Here is a 21,260-nt window from a genome sequence, read left to right on the forward strand (position 1 = left end):
TACGGCCAGTTGCGGATGTGACGTTCCGTGATCACCATCGGGTGGGCGTCGACCCGGGTGCTGATACGGGATTAGGCTCGGAATGCCTTCAGCAGGAGCTCGCCGAACTCGGCGGGGTGCGTGGTCAGACCGGTATGCCCGCCGGGGAAGCGCCGCAGTTCCGTGCCGAGATGCTCGGCCAGGAAGGCGGCCGGACGGTAGGGCAGCTCGCCACGTGACTCCTGGCAGCAGGCGAGCACCAATCGGTCCGACAGTGCCTCCAATCGGTGGATGTCCGGAGCGTAGGACATGAAGTTGGGCACGATGCGCCCGAGGAAGTAGGGCAGGTTGGCCATCGTCTGCTCGGCCCGGGCCGCCGCCTGCGGTGGCAGCTTGACTTCGGCCTCCGGCTCGATGGTGTCGCCGTCCTACTTCATGCCGGCGGCGAACACGGCCATCGCCGGTATGAGCCCCTCAGAGCAAAAGATCTCCTGGACGCGCGCGATGAGCGCGCGGTGTTCGGGTGCGTCCGGAAGGACCTCCACCAGCGGCGGTTCGTGCGCCACGAGGCGCTCGGGGTGGGCGGTGAGCAGGTGCACGGCGGTGATCGCGCCCGAGCTGGAGCCGAACACCCGGGCGGGCTGGCCGGGCGACAGCAGGTCCATTATCCGCAACGCGTCGTCGGCGTGCTCGGCCACGCGTTGCTCGGCGTCGGGGTCGTCCACCGTGCTTCGGGACATGCCGCGGGGGTCGTAGGTCGCGACGGTGTATTCGGCGGCCAGGTCGTCGGCGATGCCGTCGAAGGATGCCGCGCCGCCCGCCCCTCCGGGGATCAGCAGCAGGAGCGGGCCCTGGCCGCGCACTTCGTAGTGCAGGGTCGCGCCGTTCACGTGCAGGCTGCCGATGGTCGGGGCGGTCATGAGGAGTCTCCTTCTCGGGACGGGGGCCAGTGCTCGAGGAGGGTGTGCAGGGCGTCGAGTGCGCGGTTCCAGGAGTGCTGGGGCGAACGCTCGTGTGCGAACGCGCCCGCGGCCTCCAAGGCGACGAATCCGTGGAACGTACTGCGCAGCAACCGGACTGCGTCGGTCAGGTCGGGCTCGGCCAGTCCGTAGCCGCGCAACATGCCGTAGGTCAGCTCGACCGCGCGCCGCGGTCCGGGCGCCTTCGCGGCCAGCTCGGGGTCGATCCGGATCGGGGTCTGCGTCGCCGTGTAGCGCCCCGGATGCTCATGGGCGTACTCCCGCCAGGCGTTGGCGAACGCGCCCAGCGCGTCCTTGCCCGACCGCCCCGACGTCGCCTCCGCGATACGGATGGTCTTCTCGTCCGCCGCCAGCAGCGCGATCCTTCCGCGCAGATCCTCCAGGCCGCGGACGTGCGTGTAGAGGCTCGCATCCTTGACGCCCAGCCGCCGCGCCACCTGCGACATGGTCACCTGGTCGAGTCCGACCTCGTCCGCCAACTCGGCGCCCGCGATCGTCACCCGTTCCGCCGTCAGCCCTGCCCGCACCATGCACCCTACTCATTACCCTAGGGACCCTAGTTTTAACCTAGGAGCCCTAGGAATGGTAAGTGGGAGGCATCGCTCACGGCGGTACGGCTCTTGCGGATGGTTCGCCGTGCGCTTGGCGCTCGACGTGCCTTGCCGCTTGAATTCCATGCGGATCACCATCTGTGACAATCGCGGCCAGATACTCCCCGCTAGGTGGCCGCCAGCGGGGAATCAGAAATGGCCACTGACAGCGCAGGCGGGAATCCGCACCCCCTGCGCTTGCTCGGATGCCTCATCGGCAGTGCTGAGGTCCCGGCGAGCTCTGTAGTGCACACGAGCTCTCTTGGTCAGGTTGTCCCAACGGGTCTCCGCGGCGCGGCAGGTAGGGAAGTCCGGGGGCGGGGCGCGGACCAGGGCGGCCAGGGGCTGGTGCCGGCGGCGGGGAGGACACCGCGTGTGCGGAACTCCGAGGCGGAGTGGCGCCGGGCGCGCACCGCGTTCTTGGGTACGAACGGGGGCCGTGGGTCGGCACGGCAGCTCAGCGGGCGGCCTCCGGCGGCAGGACGAGGATCGACAGGTCAGCGGATTCCTGTCCGTCGTCCGCCGTCACCCGGTGCAGACCTGGAGCCGTGAGGACGAGAGTGGTCCCGACGCTGCGCCCATCGCCGGGTGCCGCGAGCCGGAGCGTGGCTGACCGACCGTCGGGGCCGAGGTTGCGCAGCCGTACCTGCGTCGAGGCGCCGTGGATCCGGAGGTAGAAGGGCCGGCCCGCCTCCGCGGTCTCCGGAGCGGACAGGTGCAGGGCCTGGGGCGACGACAGCCCGAGATGTCCGTGGGGACCCGGCCCGGACTGACTCCCCGGGCCCGTGGTCGGGTCCGCGGCGGGACGTGGATCCTCCTGGAAACCGGGCCCCGCGAGGAGCGTCCCTGCCACGTGCGCCGCCACCTCGCGGTGCCTGATGAGCGACGCGTTTCGGGTCCGGACGAAGAGCGATGCTCCCGTCCGTGGACTCGCCGAACTCCGCGGGACCAGCCCGTCCCCGCCCTCGTCCCATTCCAGCGTCTCGCCCCGGCTGCCGAGCAGCGGATGGCCGTTCGTCGACAGCCTCGGCATGGTGTCGAATGTGCGGACGGTCCCGTGCTCGATCCGGACTCGCTGGACCGTCGGCTGCCCGATCCCCACCACCGTGTTGATCAGCGGCAGGGACGCTTCCGGGTTTCCGTCGGGACGCCTGGTGAGGGCCCGGCCGGCGAGTGCGTGGTCGCCGCCCAAGGCGGCCACGTCGTCGGGGCGGAGCCGCCGCAGGCGGCCGTCCTCCTCCACGCACGGGTAGTCGGGAAGCAGGTCGTAGAACCCCGGCAGGGAGCACAGAAGGTTCCGCATGGTGCGCTGGGGGAGGGAGACCGCCCCGGCCGGAGCGGCGAGCGCGCCCACTGCCTTGGGGACGCCGCAGAACGGGGTGCCCAGGCACACGGCGGACCGAGTGATCCGCGCGAGCCGCGGGTCCTGCTCCAGCGCGGCGCATACGACCAGTCCGCCCGTGGAGTGCGCGATGAACACCACGCGCGGCTCCCTGCCCGCCCGTTCGGCGGCCCTGCGGGCGCTCTCGTGGGCGCTCCAGCGCCGGAGGTGCCGGTGGGCGGCGCGGCCGAGCAGCCGGGCGTTGTGCTCTGCGTCCAGCCGCCAGTCGTAGGGGAATTCGAGTACGGCCTCGGAATGTGTGACGGCGTCGATGACACCCCGGAGGAGTTGTCCGAAGGGTTCGGAGGGACCGAGCCAGGGGGCCCAGGCCGATGTGCGCAGCAGGGAGACGGGCTCGATGCGCTGCCGTTCGCCCGACAGCTCCTCGTCCGTGGGCCGCAGCCGGTCCACCTCTCCGGGGCGGGTCCACAAGCGGGCGAGGCCGGTGGGTGGGGCCGTGCCCCACACGTACGCGCCGGTGTCCGTGTCCCTCAGCGCGCTGCCCGCGAATCCCGGTACGACGACGACCGCGTCGGGCATGGCACCGCTTGCCGAGAGTACCGGCCGGGAGCGCTTGGCACGGTCGACCTCGTGCTGGTACGTGTTGACGAGCGCGTGGTTCACCGCCCCGTGGTGTTCGGCGTCGCTCTCGATGTACGCGCCGATCGTTTCCCCGCGGGCGATGCTGTTGTGCGCCACCAGCCAGTTCTCGCTGTCCGCTTCCGCTTCCGCTTCTGTCTCCACCTCCGTGTCGGTGCGGGCGACCAGCTCTGCGGTCCTGGCGGCCCGTTTCCGCCCGCGCTCGATCACGGCCTTCGCCAGACTTCCCACTGCGGCGGTTCCGAGCATCGTGCCCAGGATCAATCCTGCGGATCCCCACGCGCTCACCCCGGACAGGCGGGCGGCCTGGGCCACCAGCTCCGGTGCGTCGTCGCCGACCTCCGCGGCGAGTTCGCGGACTAGCGCGGGATGCCGGTCGAGGGTGCGCCGTCCGATCTGCTCCATGCTGTCCACGACGTGCGCGCGCAGCAGGTCGGCGGTGTGGCTGTCGGCGCTGCCGTCCCGGCGGTAGAGGCGCAGCCGTGCCACCGACACCTTCAGCAGCGTGACGCGGTCGACCACCGTGGCGTCGGGCACGGCGTCGGCCTGGGTCAGCAGTTCCTGTGCGGCGCGGAACCGGCCCCGGTCCTCTTCGATGCGGGCTCCGCACAGGACGACCTCGATGAAGGCATTCCCGTCCGAGCTCCGGGAGGCCGCGTCCAGCAGCGGTTCGATCCGGGTCAGGGCTTCGTCCGGCAGACCCTCCGCGGCCAGGGCCCGCATGCGCAGCAGGGACAGCCGTACGTCGGCTCCGATCTGGTCGGGGCGTTGGTCGAGGAGGGCCAAGACCTCGGCGGTCCTGCCGTCCTCCAGTCGGGCGGTGCCGGTCCGCAGGGCTTGGCTGCGCCAGGTCTCGTCGTCGGCCCGCCTGAGCAGCTCGGGGGCGACGGACCGGCCCAGCTTGTCGGACAGGTACACCTGGCTGCGGATGGGGAGTTCCTCGATGACGGAGGCCAGGGCCCCGCCGGCCTCGGCCTGCCAGCGGGGAGCGAGCGTTCTCGCCGTTTGGCCCAGGCACAGGCGGTGGTACAGCTCCTCCGTGCGATGGTCCGTCGCCCGGTCGGGTTCGCTCACGGCCAGCGCCACGTAGTACTTGACCGCGGCCCGGTGGATCCGGTCCACGGTCGGTCCCGAATCGCCGAGCAGCAGGCCGAGCATGACCCGGCGCACGTCGGCTCGGTGCACGACGGCTTCGGCGCCCGGTACGTCGGCGACCAGCCCGGCCTCGGCCCTGAGCCCGTGGAACAGCGCGCGGGAACGCTCCTCGTCGACGCGTCCCAGTCCGCAGGGACCCGCCAGGACCTCGCGGATGACTCCCGGGGTCACCTTCCGGACGACTAGGCCGGGACTGGCGATCCGCCGCAGGTCCGGGTCGGCCAGGTGGTCGAGGATGCGCCGGTACAGCACTCCCTGGCGCTCCTCCGGCTGTACCCGCAGGAGTGCCAGGCGGCGCAGCGCCGGGTCGCGCAGCGCCTCCGGTCCCTCCTTCCGGAGCACCTCGGCGGCCAGCTTGAGGCTGAGTGGCTCCGAACGGACCATCTCGACGACCGAGCGCAGGAGCTCGTCGTGGTCGGGACCGTCCCCGGGGAGTAGCAGGCCCAGGAACGTGCGTGCGGTGGCCGGGCCGAACCCTTTCAGAGGGATGTCGGTGAACCGCCGGTCCTCGGCGGGTGCGCGCCCGGCGGCGACGATCCGCAGCCAGGGGCAGGTCTCTTGCAGCAGGTCGAGGAAGTCCGTCAGGCGGGCCAGCGCGTCGGCGCCCTTGGCCTGCGCCTGCTCGAAGGTGTCGAGGAAGAGGAGGACGGGCCGCTTGCCGTGCCGCTGTGTCCATTCGACCAGGTCGGAGAAGAGGTGCACGAGAGCCCGCTCGTCGCCCGAACGGTCCGGTCTCGGTCCCGTGCGGCCCCGCTCCTCCGTCTCGGCCCGGGTGTCCGCCCGGAGGGTGGAGAGGAGGGTGTTCTCCAGGCTTTGCGCGGTTCGTCCGCCGAGTTCGGGATTCAGCACCGCGAGTTGGCGCAGGGTTTCCGCGAGGAGGCCGAGCGGCTGTTCCGGTACCAGATCGACCCGGTCGAAGGGGAGGTATGCGAAGAGGAGCCCCCCTTCGGCTCCGGGCCGGACCACGTGGTCGAGGAGGAACCGTGCCATTAGGGTCGACTTGCCGACCCCGCCGGGCCCGTGGAACATCGGCCAGGCGCGGCGCCCCGCGGAGTCGCCTACGTACGCGGCCAGCTTGGCGAGCATGTCCTCGCGGCCGCAGAAGGTGTCGTCGGCGAGCCCGGTCAGGGGCGCCAGCAGCATGGCCCGTTCGAGGTGGCGGGTCAGCTCGGACCGGTGGGGCAGGAGGATAGACGCCTCGGCGAGGGCGGCGCGTGCGCCGGGGGCCCTGTCGAACCAGTCGACGAGCGCCAGCAGGGGGTGCAGTTCATCCGTCCCGCGCTCGTCCAGCGGTGGCGCGGACCTTGTGAGCAACTGCTCCGTGTAGTCCCGGGCGGTGTCCGGCCCGGCCGTACCGCTGGCACGCAGCGCACGGAGGAGCCGGTCCGGGGTGCGCAGCCGTTCTAGGGTCGCGCCGCGGACCTCCGGGCGAAGCCGCCAGCGGCGCTTTCCCCCCGTGTGGACCCGCTCGCAGTCCTGGGTGAGGAACCGGTGCGGTCCCTCACCCTGTCCGGTCACAAGCCCCTCCAACTGTGCGGCGTCGAAGGCGCTGAGCAGCGACGTCGACTCGCGCAGGGTCCAGCGGTGCTGGGAGACCGCGTGGTCGTGCCACGGTCCGGTCTCCGACTCGGCTTCCCTGACCAGGTTCAGGACGTCCTGGGCCGTGATGCGCCGCGACCCGGTCGGCTCAGACACCGGCACCTCCGTACTCACGGGCCAGCAGGCTCCCAAGGGTTCCTGCGGCGGCGGAGACCCTCTCCAGCGGCAGGGGCGTGGCGGGGTCGTGGTCGATCCCGACGGTCTTCCTTAGTACTTCGACGACCAGTTGCGTGGCGGTATCCGCCTCCAGGACCTCTCCGGCGCGCCGGGCGATGGAGTAGAAGAACTCCCGCAGGTCCGCCACGTGGACCGGGCCGAGGTGCGTGCGCCACACACAGGGGTCTGCGGACGGGCGGAGCCGCCCTTCGTAGGCGATCAGCACCAGGTTCAGGTGCTCTCCCGTCTCGCCGTCGGCGACCGCCTGGGCCAGCAATTCCACCAGCCGCAGCGCCGAGGGGTTCAGAGCGGTCCTAGCCATGCCGTCGAAGACCAGCCACAGGTCGTGCCGGACCGGCCGGTCCCGCATCCAGCGCTTCGCCTGGTTGACCACCCGCCTTGCCTGGGCCTCCTCCGTGGCGAGGGTATCCCCTCGGCCGAGCTCCCAGCCGAGCTGGTCGCCGAGTTCAGAGGCGATGTCGGCCACCGTGACGGGCTCTGCGTACAAGGAGAAGTCGATTTTGTACGGGGTGATCCCGTGGTGGTGGAGCACATGACAGAGCAGGTACCAAGTCCAGGTCTTCCCCGAGCCGCGGCCCCCGTCCACGATCAGCACGCGGCCGCCGGGGACCGTCAGCATGTCTCGCAGCGTCCCACGGAGTTCCGCCCGGTCGATGAACGCCCGGGGCCGCCCGCTGCCGATCAGCAGGGCCTCGCACGGGTCGGCGTCCCCGGTCGGTGGTTCCTGGGTGAGGAGCGTCTTGAAGATGGCGTGCGCGCTGCTGTCGGGGTGGGCGGACACCACCTCGACCAGCTTCCTCAGCTTTCCCTCCACCGCCGCGTGCTCCAGTGCCCGGGGCCAGCTGTCCGCCAGTGCCCCCTTCCAGTCGATGTCGCTCCGGTTCAGGCCGGCGTCCCTGACGAAGATCTTCACCCCGTTCTCGTCGTCGTGCACGGCCAGCAGCACGTCGAGCAGGTCGCGTGCCTGCGGTTCACTGAGATCGAAGGTGTTGCGGTCGAGGAACAGTGTCACCGGCTCACCTCAGGCCCGCCCGCGCCATGGCGGCGAGGATCCGCTCGATCCTGACCCCTTCGTTGCGGTACTCGGTCCGCTCACTGAGCTTCCCGGCTTCGGTGTGGCGGCGGTGGAGTGCCACCAGGCGCCATCGTTCGTCGAAGACGGGCGCCCCGGAGGACCCCTTCGCCGTGTCCGTCCAGTACTGCACCACCTGGTCGTCGACGTGCCGGACCACGTTGTGCCGCGCGGCCAGCTTCTTCACGCCGCCCTGCGGGTGCTGGATGACGTAGACACGGTCCCCATTCCCGATGATGGCGCTTTCGGGGAGCGGGATGACAAACGCGTCGGCGGGCAGGGAAGCGGCCGCCCGGATGACCGCCCAGTCGTCGTCGGCTCCCCCGGCGGCGGAGGAGAGGTCGAGGGCTACGGAGACGTGCTCGGACTCGCGGCCGTCGAGGTCTTGTTCGTAGCCGAACCAGGCCTCCGCGTGCGTGACGGGAACGCCGCCGCGGCTGTACAGGACGTGGTGGTTCGTCATCAGCAGGTCCTCGCCGATCCGGAAACCGGTGCCGTGGTGGTACGCGCCGCTCTCGGCGTCCCGGACGCGCAGGCGGCATACTGCGGTCGCCGTCTCCGCGCCAACCTTGAGGAAGGCCGCGTCCTGGAAGGTGCCGCGGGCGAAGATCTGCCGTTCCAGGCCGTCGGGGTCGGTGAAGTGCTTCCAAGTGCCCGGCGGCGACTCGGGCTCCGGTGCCTCCAACACGGGGTGGTCGCCGGCCAGCTCCCGCAGCCGTGAGGCGACCGCTCCGTCGGGTCCCTCCTCGATCCGGGCGAGGAGCGCTCTCAGTTTGTCCTGGTTGCGCGCGGTACCGATCAGTTCGGTCCAGCAGCCGTGGGCGGACTGCTGCCAGACCATGTACTGGGTTGCGATGCCGACTTCCCGCGCCAGGGCCTTGACGGCGGCGGGTTCGTCGTAGGAGGAGGCCAGCAGGTCGCGCAGCTCGCGCGCACCGGGTGCGGTCCAGTCGAAGGGGAGGCGGTCGAGGAAGTGCGACATCGGTGTCACCTTGCCGAACGGGGTCTGGGAGGCTGGGTTGCTACGGCTGGAAGGACCAGTACGCGCCGTCGCCGTGCGGGACGGACGTGAGCCCGAACCGCTCGGACGGTGGACGCCCTTGGCGAACCAGGCCGTGGATGTCGGCGAGGACCGAGGTGTGGTCGCCCACGTACGCGTGGCTCATCAGCCCGGTGTCCAGCCCGGTGGCGTCGACGGTGTCCAGGCCGGGGGCCACGACGATCCCGGGCCCGGCCTGCCCGGCCCGCGGCCCGGCGGCCAGTCCCGCCGCTGCGGCGAGGGCCCGGTCGGCGGAGGAGGCATAGAGGGTGCAGCCCGCGGCCTGCCGCGTGATCCGCGGGAGCCGCTGCCGAAAGACCTCGGCGTCCACGTCGGGGGCAGCGAAGACCACCTGGCCCAGTCGGCCCGCACCGGGGGCCCTCGTGTCGAGGTCGGAGAGGGCATCGACGAGAAGTCTGTTGCCCATGCTGTGGGCGATGACGTGGAGTTCGCGCACGCCGGTCGAGTCCAGTACGAGGCGGAGGAACTCCTGGAAGGCCGGGACGGTCCGCAGGACCGCGTTGGCGTCCGCGGCGTAGCCGCGCAGCCGTCCCTTCGAGGGCCAGCTGTACAGCATCGGCAGACCGATGAAGTTCAGGTCGTAGGCGATCTGGGCGGCGCGGGTCGCGGCCTCGCGGAACGAAACATTATACCCGTGGACGAACAGCAGCGCCTGGCCCGCGCCACCCTCCGACAGCCGCGCGCGGGCGCTGTCTGCGAACTCCCCTGGGGACATCGGGGACACCGGGTCGCATAGCGCAACCGCGGCGGGGTCCTCGCGGAGCCCCAGCCGCAGCCGCCACGACCGCGGCTTCTCCGCGGCTCCCATGCGGTGGTCGTCGGGGATGGAGACCCGCACCTGTCCGTAGGACAGCGGCCCGTCGGCCGTGCCTGGAGCCGCCGTCCCGCCGGTCGTCACCAGCTCCCGGTTCGTGGCGTACAGCACGGGTACGAGCAGCGCCCGCTGCCAGGAGACCCAGCTGGGGGGCGGATCCTCAGGGCCGAAGGCCTCCAGGCGGTCCGCCAGCCGGTCGAACTCCTTCTCCAAGAGGGTACCGAGCGGTTCGTGCCGCTCGAAGAGCGAGGCCACCGCTCGCGCGGCGGTGTCCTCGGCCTCGTCCGCGGTCGCCTGGGAGGCGGTTCCACGGAGGTCCCGGGCGCTGTCCAGTGCGCGCAGAGCCTCGAGGGCCTCCGCTTCGAAGTCCGGGAGTTCCGAGCCGCCGAGTAACTCGCGCACCTTCGGCCAAACCCCGGCCACCGCCGGAACGAGTGGTCCCCAGTCCTCCATGCCCCTACCCCTCACGAACGTTCACGTGCCATCGCCCCGCGGCATGCTAACAACCCGTCACGGCGGGAGTCATGCGCTTCGCGTTCTCCGCGGGGAGGGCGGGCGGCGAGGCGTGTACCGTCCTGGAGCCCCGGCCGCGCTTGACTGCTGGCGGAAGGCCGGGGCCTGCCGTACGGGCTGACGCTCGGGGGCGGGGAGGGGACCGGTCGGCCCGGACCCGGAGGGGTCGGCGGGCGGACGGAGGGAGGTCGCTACGGGGGTCCCTCGGATCGCGACACGAGGCGGTGCAGGACTCCTCGTGCAGCCGCCCCAGACCCCTGCCAGGGACCAGATCAGGAACCTGCGGTGTGCCGTGGACTGCGATATCCCGAAACATGGCGGCAGCGACCGCCAGGCACATCCGCTGACCAGGACGAAGATGATCGCCGCGAACAGCGTCCTATCAGGCGTGTTCCGCGTCCCCCCGCCCTGCGGCCGCACCTTCGACGGTGGGATCAGTAGCTCCGCGATCTCCCACAGCCGTCCGGCACACTCCAAGTCCAAGTGCCCCGCCCCATACCGACATCAACGACGCCTCACCACATAGGACACGGTCTTAGAGGTCGTTTTATCCCGCTGTTTTATCCCGGGATCGGCTGTTTGGTCTGGTGTGTCGGGTCGCGCCAGGAGATGGTGTTCTCGCCGGTGAGACGGCGGGCCATGAGGTCGGTCATACCGAGGTGGATCATGGCTTCGGAGCGGGCGGGAAGGGCTTCGTAGTCGCGGGCCAGGCGGCGGTGGAGCATGAGCCAGCCGTAGGTCCTCTCGACTGCCCAACGTTTCGGGATCGGGGTGAAACCCCTGGTCCCGGGCTTGCGGGCGGTGATCTGCATGTCGATGCCGAGGGTGGCGGCGTGTTCGACGAGGTGCTGGCGGTAGCCGCCGTCGAGCCAGACCTTGCGGATTCCGGGGTGGTCGGCGGCGACCTGGTCGATGAGCCGGGTGCCGGCGACGGAGTCCTGCACGCTGGCCGCGGTGACCAGCACCGCGAGGAGAAGGCCGAGGGTGTCGGTGACGATGCTCCGTTTGCGGCCCGCGATCTTCTTGCCCGCGTCGATACCCTGGCTGGCGTCAGGAACGCTGGTGGAGGTCTTGATGCTCTGGGCGTCGATCACACACGCTGAGGGCTCCGCGTCCCGTCCTTCCTTCTCGCGGAGAAGTTGCCGCAGGAGTCCGTTGACCTGGGCGAACACGCCCTCGTCCGCCCATCTGGCGAAGTAGCCGTGGACGCTCTGGTGTGGCGGGAAGTCATGCGGGAGGTAGGCCCACTGGCAGCCGGTGCGGTCCACGTAGAGAATCGCGTTCATGATCTCGCGCAGGTCATGCCGCGGAGGCCGGCCGAAGTCCAGAGCCCGGCCACGGCGCTCGAAGCGCCACGCGGACAGCACCGGCTCGATCAACTCCCAGCGCGCATTGGACAGATCACTCGGATACGGGCGTCGCGTTGTCATGATTCCGGCGTACTGCCGCGGACCAAGTGCGCCTAGGCGCACAGCCGCGGCTCCGGAAGCACGCAGGCCACCAATGGCCGGACATCCTGGGATGAGACAGGAACAAGACCCAAACCGCCCCACCCGCCACCTCACCCGGCCCACAGGCACCGGCTCCACCCATGGTCACTACCGCACCGCGACCGACCGCCTCGTGAATCACACCAAATTCCTGCAATCCAGGTTAAAGCGACCTCTAACAAAGGCGTTGGACGTATCGGTGGGTGATGAGGCAAGTGGCGAGGCCGAGAAAGGCTTCGTGGATGTCGTCGCGCCGTTCCCACCGGATCCGTAATCGGCGGAAGCCGTGGAGCCATGCAATGGTCCGCTCGACGACCCACCGGTGGATGCCGAGGCCGGAACCGTGCGGGACGCCGCGGCGGGCGATCACCGGTTTGATGCCCAGCGCCCAGACGAGACGGCGGTATTTGTCGTGGTCGTAGCCGCGGTCGCCGAGCAGGCTGTCGGGTCGGCTGCATGGCCGTCCGACCAGGCCTGCGACAGACGGGATCTTCTTCAGCAGGGGTACCAACTGGGTGACGTCGTTGCGGTTGCCGCCGGTCAGCGAGACGGCGAGCGGGATGCCTTGGCCGTCGACGATGAGGTGGTGCTTGCTGCCCGGACGTGCGCGGTCGACCAGGCTGGGCCCGCTTTTGGGCCCCGCCGAGCAGCCCTGACATGGGAGGAGTCGATCACCGCCCGCGACCAGTCCAGCTTCTTCGCGACCCGCAGCTTCTTCAGCAGCAGCAAGTGCAGTTGGTCCCATACGCCGGCGTCGTTCCACGCGGCCAGGCGCCGCCAACAGGTCATGCCGGATCCGAAGTCCAGCTCCTGCGGCAGGGACTCCCACTGGATTCCGGTATGCAGCACGAACAGGATCCCTCACAGTGCCTGCCGGTCCGGCACCCGAGGACGTCCCTCCGCCTGCTTCGGCGCCGGCTCAGGCAGCAACGGCTCGATGAGCGACCGCAGTTCATCCGACACGATCCACGGTCGCGACTGACGTTTCCCCACGGCCATACCAACGACCAGCCGGACCGAAAGTCACATGATCAACAGCTTCTGTTAGGACCTGTAAGTGCATTGTGGGGGTCTGTTTGTCCGGCAGGGCGGTGGGGGCAGGGCTCGCCCGTCGGTCTACGGACGGTGCCAGAACCGGAGACGGCGGCGGAACCCTTCCCGTCGTTTCGGCTGGGGATCTCTGGTGTCGTGGACGGCCAGCAGGTGACCGTCCCGGTTCCGGTTCTGGTCGATTTCCGCCGGCGAGTAGCGGCGGGCCCAGCGGACGCGGCCGTCACGGATCCAGTAGTGCGACTGGCACGGGAGGGACCAGTTGCCGATTGAGGGGGTAAGGGAGGCGTTCTCGCCGTCGTACGTGAGGGACCATTGGGCCGGGGAAAGCGGTGTGACGACTTCGTACCCGCATCCGCAGCAGCACAGGTGGCCGCAGGTGCGGTACGGGATCGAGATGTAAAGCACTCCTGCGTCCATGGCCTGGGGGAAGGTCTCGGTGAAGACCGGGCGCAGGGTGTCTTGCGGGGTCACGGGAGGTCCTCGTTGGCGATCTCGTTGGTGATCAGTGAGTACGTGGTGTGGGCCTCGTCGGTGGCGTCGGCGTAGATGCCGAGGGAGCGTTTCCATCGAATGACGGCCAGGACGGCGTTGAGCGCGTTGAGGTCCGCGGTCTGGATGTTGCTTGCGTAGGCGTCGCGTTCGGGTGCCGGCCGGGGGATGCGCTCGCGGGGCGTGTCTCGGCGGCCGGGGAGGCTGGTGGTGATGCGGAGCAGTCCGCTGAGGCGGCCGTCGATCTCTTCGATGCCCATGCCGACGTCGATGAACGGCACGCCGTGGGCTTCGAGCCAGTCGATGATGGCCGGCTTGCTGGCGGCGTCGTCGGAGGCGAGGAACACGAACGTCGCTCCGGTGAGCAGGTCGAGGTTGTCCTCGTCGATGTACTGCGCGCAGTCGGTCACGCCCTGGTGCATGTTGGCGTAGATCGAGGCGAAGTGGGTCGCCTTGGGTGGGCGGGTGCGCAGGGTGTCGAGGGTGGGGGCGCCGGGTGCGCGGAAGGCGTTGTGGTTGTCGAAAGTGTCGCCGTCGATGAGGAGGATCGAGTCGACCTCGGTCTTGGCGACCTGGTCGAGGATGTAGCTGCCGCTGCCGCCGAGGCCGACGATCACGATCCGGTGGCCCCGGAAGCGGCGGTTGATAGCGGTGATGCCGGCGCGGGAGGTGGCGGTGTCGCGATAGGCGAAGGGGCTGTCGTCGTCGATCTCCTGCCACGCGGCGCCGGGGGTGGGCGTGGCTGAGGGGTCGAGGGCGTGGGCGTGGTCGGCGATGATCCGCGCGTACGCGGTGATCTTCGTGTACTGGTCGGGGTAGCCGTCCGGGGGCTTGCTGGAGAGCATGAAGCTCGCCTGCATGCCCTCAGCGATCACCCGGCTCTCGGGGGTGGCCAGGGGCAGGGGGTGGCCGTGCTCGGTGCAGGGGGTGGAGCCGCCGAACCAGATGCGGTGGTCGGTGCCGGAAACGAGGCGGTCTCCGCTGACGGTGATCGGGTGGGCGAGGAAGCCACGCTCAACAGTGCCGTTCTCGGTGACGTACGGGATCCGGACGATGATGTGGCCGGCGTGGACGGTGATGGCGTAGCCGTCGTCGATGAGGCGGGACAGGTCGGGGTCACGAGCGAGAAGTGCGGTAGACATCGAAGACCATTCCCTCCTTCACTCGGACGCTGTGGCCGGCGGTGAGGCTGCCTGTTGCGTGGCCGTCATGTCCGCGGCTGTAGCGGACGGTGTAGGTGTCCTGGTCGTTCGACGGCTGGCCGGGGTAAGCGAGGTCGACGACCTGCTCATACGTGATCTCCTTCGCCTCCCAGATGTGGGGGCGGGCGTTGACGATGATCGTGACGGGCTTAGGCCCGTGAGTGTCCTGGGACATGGGGTCCTCCTGAAGTGGGGAGCGCGTGTCGGACTGTGGATGCCGGGGTACCCCGGCGCGCCGAGTGCCCGAGGGGTTGTGGCGGGTCAGCGCCTGGGGAGGGCGAGAAGGTTGTTGGTCCATACGCCGTCGGCGTGGGTCCGCAGATACTTCTCGCCCCGGGTGGGCGTCACCGCGAGCACTTCCGTGCTGCGGCCGGCTGCGTCACTGGTGTAGGCCTTGCCGGCCTTGTTCTCGATCCAGTGGACGATCTCGGCCCGGGTGTTGTCGCCGGTCTTGCCAGTCGCCTGCTCAGTCCACCACAGGTGGGTGATGTGTTCGTGCGCGGTTCCGCCGGCCGTCAGGCGCACTGCGATGATCTGGATAGCCATGTTGCTGTCCCTGCCGGCGACGTTCCTGCGGGTCCCCGCGGCCGGCGCCAGGGTTCCGTGAGCACCCCGGGGTGGGGTGCTTCGCCTGGGACAGACGACGTAACTCGCGGGTAGGAAGACGCGTGTGGCTGGCGGGGCCGGCGGGGTGTCAGGAGCAGTCGAGGCAGCGGTCGCTGTCCGGGGCAAACATCGCGGGCGGGTGCTCGAGGAAGCAGCCGGGGCAGGAGCGGCCGGGGGTGCGGGGCGGGCAGGCGCAGCGGCCGCATTCGGGGCAGTGAGGGACGCGGCAGCGCCGGCAGGCGGGTTCGAAGGAGCGGTAGTTCTCGTCGCAGTTCGCGCAGATGTAGTCGCGCGGCCGGGGGCCGGTGTCGGTGGTGGGCGGGGTGAAGGCGCGCCAGGGGGCGGAGTCGGTGACGAGGACGGCGACGGTGTAGCCGTCCATGGGGGCGGTATCGGTGTGCAGTTCGCGTCCTAGGATGCCGTCGCGGTAGCGGACCTGGGTCCGTCCTTGTACGCGGCCGGGGCCGGCCAGGGCGCGGTCGATGACGGGGATGTCGCCTTGGAAGCTGCCGCGCCGCAGGGGCGGCAGGCCGTGGGAGGCGGCGAAAGCGAGGTGTCCGACAGGGTCGAGGAGGAGAACGTGACCGGGGGCGGGGAGGTGCTGGGCTGCTCGTACGCAGACGGCCATGCGGGAGGCTTTGCTCGTCTCCCACAGGAGGGTGATCGCTGAGGCGGTGGGCCCTTTGGCGTCCAGGTGCTGGTCGACGAGGTATGCAGGGAGCAGGATCTGGGCGGCGAACGCGTCGCAGGCGGCGTCTTCGAGGAGGACGCCGCGGTCGGCTTCCTTGCTGAAGGGCTCCATGAGGTCGAAGCTGTTCTTCTGCAGGTGGTGACCGAGTTCGTGCAGGGCGGTGAAGTCCCGCCGTGCGTGGCTGTTGGAGGTGGCGACGGACAGGCGGGGTGGGGGGCCGTAGTCGTACGCGCCGGCGACGCTGCAGCCTTGGGCTGCCTCGTTCTCGGGGACGTCTTTGACGGTGAGCTCGGGCCAGGTCCGCAGTTCCGCGAGGGCGCCTTGTGCCAGGAGTTCGACGGCGCCGGGGCGGGCCGTTTCGAGTTCTGTGATCATGGCGGCGGCCTGGGTGCGGGCGGCGCCGGCGAGCACGTAGTTGACCACTCGGGGGTACCCCCTCTTCTCTATTGGTCCAGGAGGAGTTCGAAGTAGCGGTCGGTGCGTGTGGTCCAGTTCGGCTGGGTGCGGTTGTCGTCGCGTGCCGCGAGCGTGTAGACGCCATAGGCGGCGCGCAGACGGGCGGCGTGTTCGGTCTCGTCGTACTGGGCGGAGAGCTTCTTGACCTGGCTGCGCCGCAGAGGCCGGTTGAGTTCGTGGACGACGGCGGGTGGCAGGGCGGGGTTGGCGTCGAGGAAGCGGGCGGCGGGCTGGCCGAGGAGTGCGGCGAGTATGGCGGCCTGTTCGGCGGTGAGGGGCTGCTGGCCCCGCCACACGTCCAGCGCCAGAGGGGGTAGCAGTTTCAGTTCGGCCGCGAGCTGCTTGACGGCGATTCCATGCTCCCCAAGGAGCTCGGAGAGACCTCCCGATCCTTGCGGGGCCCACCATGCGGAGCCGAGGACCTCGAAGTGGTCGGTGAGAACGGCGCGGTACTCGCCTGCCGCTGTGGACAAGACGGTACGGCTCCCCCACTGGGCGCCGGTCACTGTGTCGGCGAGCGCACGGGAGGTGAGGTTGTCGGGTCGGCTTGTCAGCTCGCTGACCTGCCGGTCCAGCACACACCACGGCACGGTGGTCTCCAGGCCCCACCACAGGGCCAGCGGCTGCTCCAGGGTGGTCGCCTGGGCGGGCAGAAGCAGGGTGTCGGCGTCGGCGTACCGCTCGAAGGAGGCCGGCACGACGCGCGCGGTGTCGTCGTCACAGGCCGTGGTGATCAGCAGCAGCCCGATGGTGTCCTCCCACATCGCGCGCCAGATCTGGCCGGGGCGGGGGTCCTGGGGTGCTGCGGTGGCCACTCGGTGGACGGCGTCGGGTACTTTCAGGTTCGCTGCGGCGGCTAGAAGCCTCTGGTAGGCAGTGGTGTGGACAGAGCTCATGCCGTCTCCCCCGTCTCCTCGGCTGTGGTCCATCAGCGCATTCTCTTCTCACTGGGTCCAGACGACGTAACTGGGGCTGTTCACGACGCAGCCTCGCTGCAGCGCCGCAACAGGGCAGCCATGACCACCTGGGGGGCACTGTCAGCGGAGAGGGCATCACGGAGCATTGTCTTGAGGTTGGACAGGACAAGCGCCGCATGGCCTTGCCGGATCTCCAGTAGTTGCGCCGCGTGGTGGGCGTCCTTGTCGAGGTAGGGAAGCAGCAGACGCTCGTTGGGTGAGAGGCGCTGCCAGATGTCCTCGGCAACCCCTTCGACCCCGGTCGGGTCAGGTGCGGTGGTGGCTGCATGCTGCTCGACGATGGCGGCGACGGTCCCTTCGTCGGCGAATAGAGGGGTCATGCGGGCCGGTGACAGAAGCCCGAACCGGGCCTCGAGAACCTTGGCGAGGTCTTCCTCCCGTACCGCTCCTTGCGCGTACTGCAGCACGGACAGCAGGATGGCCATCAGGGCGTGCACGGTCTGCTGGGGTGTGGGGCCGGAGTGGTTCCAGCGGGTGATGCCGATGCCTTTCACCTGTGCGGCCTGGGCGATGAGATCGTCGAGATCTCCCTGCCATACGGCTCCTTCGGCGTGGTCGGCCAGTGCCCAGCGCGGTGGGGAACCCTTGAGCCTGCGGTAGGCCGCGTTCTCGCCCATCAGCCGGGCGATACGGCGCCGAAGCTTGCCTCGCGGTGTCTTCTTCGCCTCGTCGATGAGGAAGTTCTTGATCGACGTGAGAAACAGTCGTTCCAGAGAGGCTTCGTCGGCGGCCTGGGTGAAGCAGACGGTCACGAACCGTTGTCCCGCTCCTTCCTGGGACAACATCGCGCTAATCACGTCGTAAGCCGCGTCATCGCTCCACACCGTGTGCCCCTTCGGGGGCGGAAAACCGGTGCCACGGCGCACCTGGTGAACCAGCCTCCGCAGCAGTTCGAACGTTGCTGGCCCCAACCCGCCGGTCTGCAGCTCCTCGTACGCGCTTTCTGTCACGAGCCCCACCCCGATCCCTGCCCCCGCCGGACGTCTACGGCCGCGGGGCCTCACGCCTGGTTACACCAGAATCCACCTCCCTCGCATGCGACACGCGCATATTCCTCATGCCGTGCGGAAGGGCTCGCCGACTGCTGTCCGGGCACGGGGCATCAGCTCTCTGCGCGGCGGCAGGGGCAGCGACGACACAACACCTCGGGCGGGCAGCGTCGGTGCTCGAGCCGCAGGTGACTCTATGGCAGCGCACGGCGTTCAGCGGCGCTTCGCGCGGGCGGTGTCGACTCGCGCGAAATCGGCGGGCTTCTCCCCCATGTGCAGGCCGTTGGGGTCCACGAGTGGCGCCACTACTAGGTGAAGGTCCTGCCCGGCAGGGTCGTCCTGGCCGTCGTGCCATCTTGCAACCGCCCGGCCGGCGCCTGCCACCAGGTCGGCAAGCTGGAGGGAGGGATGATCCACCGACCGGCCGCGGACCAGGCTCTGAAGATGGCTCTGCTCGATAAGGCCTTGCACCAGACCCACGGCTGTCGCCCCGCGTTCCAGGACGTCGAGTTTGTCGTCGGTCAGAAGCCGTTGGTCGTCCGCGAGGACCTGGAGCTTGCCGCCGTGCCGGATCGAGGCGTGGAGGATGACCGTCGGCACGGCGGTGACGAGCGGATCGGTGGAGTCGTCGAGCAGCCCGTGCTCTCCGGTCGGTGTGGCTTCGGACGGCCGCTCACGGGCGAAGGCTTCGGCTTCCGGGCGGGTTGTGCGCAACATCTCCAGGACCTGTGCCGCCTTCTTCGCCTGCGGGGCTTTACGGCGACGGGCGTAGGCGTGGCACTGCTGGATGACGGTGAAGAGCTCGTCGACGGTGACAAGGTCGCCCGTACGGTTCTTCTTGGAGAAGAAGCCCACGGCGGTGGCGATGAGTCGGTCGAAGCCGTCGCGGCCCATCGCCCGGGGGCCTTCGGTGGCCAGGTCCAGGGCGAACTGCCGGGCGACGCCGTTCATGACGATGTCGATGCCCACGGCGTTGAACCGCTCCTCCAGCAGGAGGTCGACAAGTTTGGCCGCGACAAAGTAGTGCTTGTCGATCACGTATACCGAGGCGCGGTCATGGAGCGGACCATCGGGTGCCAGCAGGTCGCCCAGGAGGTGACGGCGCCGGCCCGCAGCCGGGCCGGCGAACATCTTCTGGAACTTCAGCTCTGTCGCGGACTTCTGGATCCCCCCCTCGACACGCAGGGTGTCCACGATGGCGGCAGCATCGGCGTCATCAATGGCCACCGAGCCTAGGATCATGTAGCGGTCCCCGCCGTGCAGCTGATCGCCGTGGTAGCCGGACTCGTCGATGGCGATCCACCGCCCGGCCCCGGCCCGGTCGTCGGTCGGTTCCAGACGGCTGCGACGACTGAAGTTCGCTCCGAGCAGTCCCGTCCCGGCGTTCGGCGCATGGTCACGTTCGATCACCCCGCCATCCTCGCCGCACGACGCCACACCGACAAGCTGCCCGACCGCTCCACCCGACTCCCGTGCCTGCTGCTGCGCTGCAGGCATGACGAGCATGCCGGTGAAGCCTCTTTCTCGCAGCCGGCAGGGATGACGGTGCGTATCGCAGACGAGGGGTGCGCCGCGCAGTTGCAGCGTCGGTGTACCAGTCCGTGGAGGACTGGACCGGGTGCAGGAGGCATCCCGGATGCTCCGTGGCGCCGGCAGAGGGTGCGGCGCACCCGCTTCGCCCTTCATGATTGTTCTTGATCCGCATCATGTGGTGCTCCAGCCGGCCGGACAGCGCCGAAGGACCCACCGTGCCCTCCTCGCTCCGCCGCCGGGCAGACGACCTCCGCGCCGCCGGCGAGATCCGTTCCCTTGCCTGCGCCGGCATCGCCAGCACGACGTCGAGGCTCCCGATGCAGACCGCGGCTTGGGGCTCGGGTGCAGGCCGCATGACGTGAGCTGCTCCTGTCGGCCTGCGGGAATTGCTGTGCAGGTCAGCGCTGCATGAACCGGATGTCGGGGTAATGGCGTTCGTCGGCAGGCCATGGAACAGCCCACGGCTGGTTGTCCCCGTCCCGCAGGAGGGTGACGATGTTGCGTCCGTCATACAGGTCCTCGAGGGGATGGCCCGTGACATGGGACAGAACCTGTGCGTAGTCGCCCACATCGAAGGGATCGAAGACGAACTTGGTGGACATGCCCTGGAGGGGCAGAGTCATGACATCGACGTGGTTCTCACCTGCATACAGAAGGTGCTTGGGGACGCGGTTGAACAGGGTAGTCATGTAGGCGGCCAGGGCAGCCACCTCACGGAACTGCTGCGGGTGGAGCACGAGTTGTCGGGCCGCCTCGAAAGCTGGCACGGTCACAGCCTGGGCGAGCGCTCCCCAGTCCTGGAGCACGGCGACGACGGCGGTCGCTCCGACTCTGATGGCGAAGAACGGGAAGTTGATGATGTCCACGTAGTCGAAGCGGTGGCGCGGGTCGGTGGGCTCCTGCGCCTGGAAAACGAACACGGAGGCCGGATGCTGATCTTTTCGCCAGCGTACGGCGCCGCGAGCCGCCTGCAACAGCAGGTGGTGCATGCGGAAGGTGGTCAGGAATTCGGGCGAGACGATGGAGCCGCCCTGCGGGTCACGCCGGTCAGCGAGGAGCGACAGTTCCCGGAACATGAGGCCGTAGTAGATCTTGCCCATCCACAAGAACAGGGTGGTGGCGTCCAAGGCCGCACGCCGCTTCGGGGCCCTCGGCGAAGGCGTCGCCCACGGCTTGTTCAATGCGGGACAAGTGTTCGTTGTTGCAGGTGCTGCAGCAGGGAATCTTCATCTGCTTGTACGGCATCAGGGTGCCGTTGAGCAGTGTGATCTTCTCGTTCCACAGGTCACACCGCCGCAGCAGCCACTGGGGGAAGACATGCTCGTCGGTCCGGCCTCCGGCAAGGTCGGCCCCGCACAGGAAGCATCGGTCCTGGGTGAGCGCCTGGTCGCGGTCCCACTGGTAGAGGAACCCTGGTATCTCGTTCTGATCGTCCTGATCGGCGGTCTGTGACACGGGCCGACCCTAGACCAGTTGGCGAGCCTTATGGGCAGGGCGGCGTCGCGACCGGCCGCGCAAGGCGGTTCAAGGCTGCCGGACACGTCGTGACACGTTCCTTGGACCCTTGGCGTCCGTCCTACAGATTCGTATCCCGGGCGGCTTCGCGCTCCGGACCGAGTGGCTCTCGCGGGGATCGTGTACGTCCTGCGGACCGGCGTTGCCCAGCGCGACGTCCCGGCCGAGACCGTGGGCTGCTCCGGAGTCACGGCCTGGCGCCGGCTGCGGGACCAAGGCCGGCGTCTGTCGTACTGGCCCGCAGGTGGGTGGTGGAGCGCACGCTGAGCTGGCTGGCCCACTCACGCCGCCTCAACCGCGACCAGGAGCGCCGCCTCGACCACCACGCCCAGATGGTGT

Annotated in this window: 16 protein-coding genes and 4 pseudogenes; 1 reads left to right on the forward strand and 19 read right to left on the reverse strand. The window is 69.5% G+C overall.

Translation table 11 applies throughout. The features are described 5' to 3' along the window. Positions 1 to 71: 71 nt before the first annotated feature. From ACZ4XJ_RS02930 to ACZ4XJ_RS03020, 19 genes and pseudogenes are all read right to left on the reverse strand, one after another. Positions 72 to 899: pseudogene (locus ACZ4XJ_RS02930) on the reverse strand (alpha/beta fold hydrolase). Beyond that, entirely contained in the window at positions 896 to 1,489 is a 594-nt protein-coding gene (locus ACZ4XJ_RS02935) for a TetR/AcrR family transcriptional regulator (protein ID WP_468495073.1), read from the reverse strand. Before ACZ4XJ_RS02935 ends, ACZ4XJ_RS02930 begins: the two are co-directional and overlap by 4 nt. A gap of 517 nt (positions 1,490 to 2,006) precedes the next feature. After that, the gene (locus tag ACZ4XJ_RS02940; RefSeq protein ID WP_468495074.1) at positions 2,007 to 6,380 is read right to left on the reverse strand and encodes an AAA family ATPase; all 4,374 of its coding nucleotides are present in this window, start codon (positions 6,378 to 6,380) and stop codon (positions 2,007 to 2,009) included. Then, complete coding sequence (locus tag ACZ4XJ_RS02945) at positions 6,373 to 7,473, reverse strand: effector-associated domain EAD1-containing protein (RefSeq protein ID WP_468495075.1); 1,101 nt, start codon at positions 7,471 to 7,473, stop codon at positions 6,373 to 6,375. Before ACZ4XJ_RS02945 ends, ACZ4XJ_RS02940 begins: the two co-directional genes overlap by 8 nt. A 4-nt stretch (positions 7,474 to 7,477) precedes the next feature. After that, positions 7,478 to 8,515, reverse strand: a complete 1,038-nt coding sequence (locus ACZ4XJ_RS02950) for a trypsin-like serine peptidase (RefSeq protein ID WP_468495076.1) — start codon at positions 8,513 to 8,515, stop codon at positions 7,478 to 7,480. Between the two features lie 40 nt (positions 8,516 to 8,555). After that, positions 8,556 to 9,809: an alpha/beta hydrolase gene (locus ACZ4XJ_RS02955; RefSeq protein ID WP_468495077.1), complete on the reverse strand. Its 1,254-nt coding sequence runs from the start codon at positions 9,807 to 9,809 to the stop codon at positions 8,556 to 8,558. Positions 9,810 to 10,166: 357 nt separating this feature from the next. Then, positions 10,167 to 10,417: pseudogene (locus tag ACZ4XJ_RS02960) on the reverse strand (transposase); the annotation flags it as partial. Positions 10,418 to 10,480: 63 nt separating this feature from the next. Beyond that, on the reverse strand, positions 10,481 to 11,350 hold the full coding sequence (locus ACZ4XJ_RS02965) for an IS5 family transposase (RefSeq protein ID WP_468495078.1): 870 nt from the start codon (positions 11,348 to 11,350) through the stop codon (positions 10,481 to 10,483). A gap of 235 nt (positions 11,351 to 11,585) precedes the next feature. Next, positions 11,586 to 12,409 (reverse strand): annotated as a pseudogene (locus tag ACZ4XJ_RS02970) (IS5 family transposase). A 117-nt stretch (positions 12,410 to 12,526) separates the two neighbouring features. Continuing rightward, positions 12,527 to 12,934 carry a ubiquitination-like system serine protease family protein gene (locus tag ACZ4XJ_RS02975; RefSeq protein ID WP_468495079.1) on the reverse strand — a complete coding sequence of 136 codons (408 nt, stop codon included), beginning with the start codon at positions 12,932 to 12,934 and terminating at the stop codon, positions 12,527 to 12,529. Further along, entirely contained in the window at positions 12,931 to 14,094 is a 1,164-nt protein-coding gene (locus ACZ4XJ_RS02980; RefSeq protein ID WP_468495080.1) for a ThiF family adenylyltransferase, read from the reverse strand. The genes ACZ4XJ_RS02975 and ACZ4XJ_RS02980 overlap by 4 nt, the downstream gene beginning before the upstream one ends. After that, positions 14,069 to 14,329, reverse strand: a complete 261-nt coding sequence (locus tag ACZ4XJ_RS02985) for a multiubiquitin domain-containing protein (protein ID WP_468495081.1) — start codon at positions 14,327 to 14,329, stop codon at positions 14,069 to 14,071. The genes ACZ4XJ_RS02980 and ACZ4XJ_RS02985 overlap by 26 nt, the downstream gene beginning before the upstream one ends. 86 nt (positions 14,330 to 14,415) lie before the next feature. Beyond that, on the reverse strand, positions 14,416 to 14,700 hold the full coding sequence (locus tag ACZ4XJ_RS02990) for a DUF3892 domain-containing protein (RefSeq protein WP_468495082.1): 285 nt from the start codon (positions 14,698 to 14,700) through the stop codon (positions 14,416 to 14,418). A 148-nt stretch (positions 14,701 to 14,848) separates the two neighbouring features. Further along, on the reverse strand, positions 14,849 to 15,874 hold the full coding sequence (locus tag ACZ4XJ_RS02995; RefSeq protein ID WP_468495083.1) for an ImmA/IrrE family metallo-endopeptidase: 1,026 nt from the start codon (positions 15,872 to 15,874) through the stop codon (positions 14,849 to 14,851). A gap of 20 nt (positions 15,875 to 15,894) precedes the next feature. After that, a complete protein-coding gene (locus ACZ4XJ_RS03000) occupies positions 15,895 to 16,803 on the reverse strand; it encodes a hypothetical protein (protein WP_468495084.1) in 909 nt (302 codons plus the stop codon). 80 nt (positions 16,804 to 16,883) lie between these two features. Further along, positions 16,884 to 17,834, reverse strand: a complete 951-nt coding sequence (locus tag ACZ4XJ_RS03005) for a hypothetical protein (protein ID WP_468495085.1) — start codon at positions 17,832 to 17,834, stop codon at positions 16,884 to 16,886. Between the two features lie 252 nt (positions 17,835 to 18,086). Further along, positions 18,087 to 19,379: a DUF3800 domain-containing protein gene (locus ACZ4XJ_RS03010; protein WP_468495086.1), complete on the reverse strand. Its 1,293-nt coding sequence runs from the start codon at positions 19,377 to 19,379 to the stop codon at positions 18,087 to 18,089. Positions 19,380 to 19,804: 425 nt separating this feature from the next. After that, the gene (locus ACZ4XJ_RS03015) at positions 19,805 to 20,506 is read right to left on the reverse strand and encodes a hypothetical protein (RefSeq protein ID WP_468495087.1); all 702 of its coding nucleotides are present in this window, start codon (positions 20,504 to 20,506) and stop codon (positions 19,805 to 19,807) included. Then, entirely contained in the window at positions 20,454 to 20,861 is a 408-nt protein-coding gene (locus ACZ4XJ_RS03020) for a hypothetical protein (RefSeq protein ID WP_468495088.1), read from the reverse strand. The genes ACZ4XJ_RS03015 and ACZ4XJ_RS03020 overlap by 53 nt, the downstream gene beginning before the upstream one ends. 135 nt (positions 20,862 to 20,996) lie before the next feature. Here ACZ4XJ_RS03020 and ACZ4XJ_RS03025 point away from each other — a divergent pair. Continuing rightward, positions 20,997 to 21,176, forward strand: a pseudogene (locus tag ACZ4XJ_RS03025) (IS5/IS1182 family transposase); the annotation flags it as partial. Positions 21,177 to 21,260: the final 84 nt, after the last annotated feature.

The organism is Streptomyces sp. NPDC029836 (assembly GCF_055574495.1).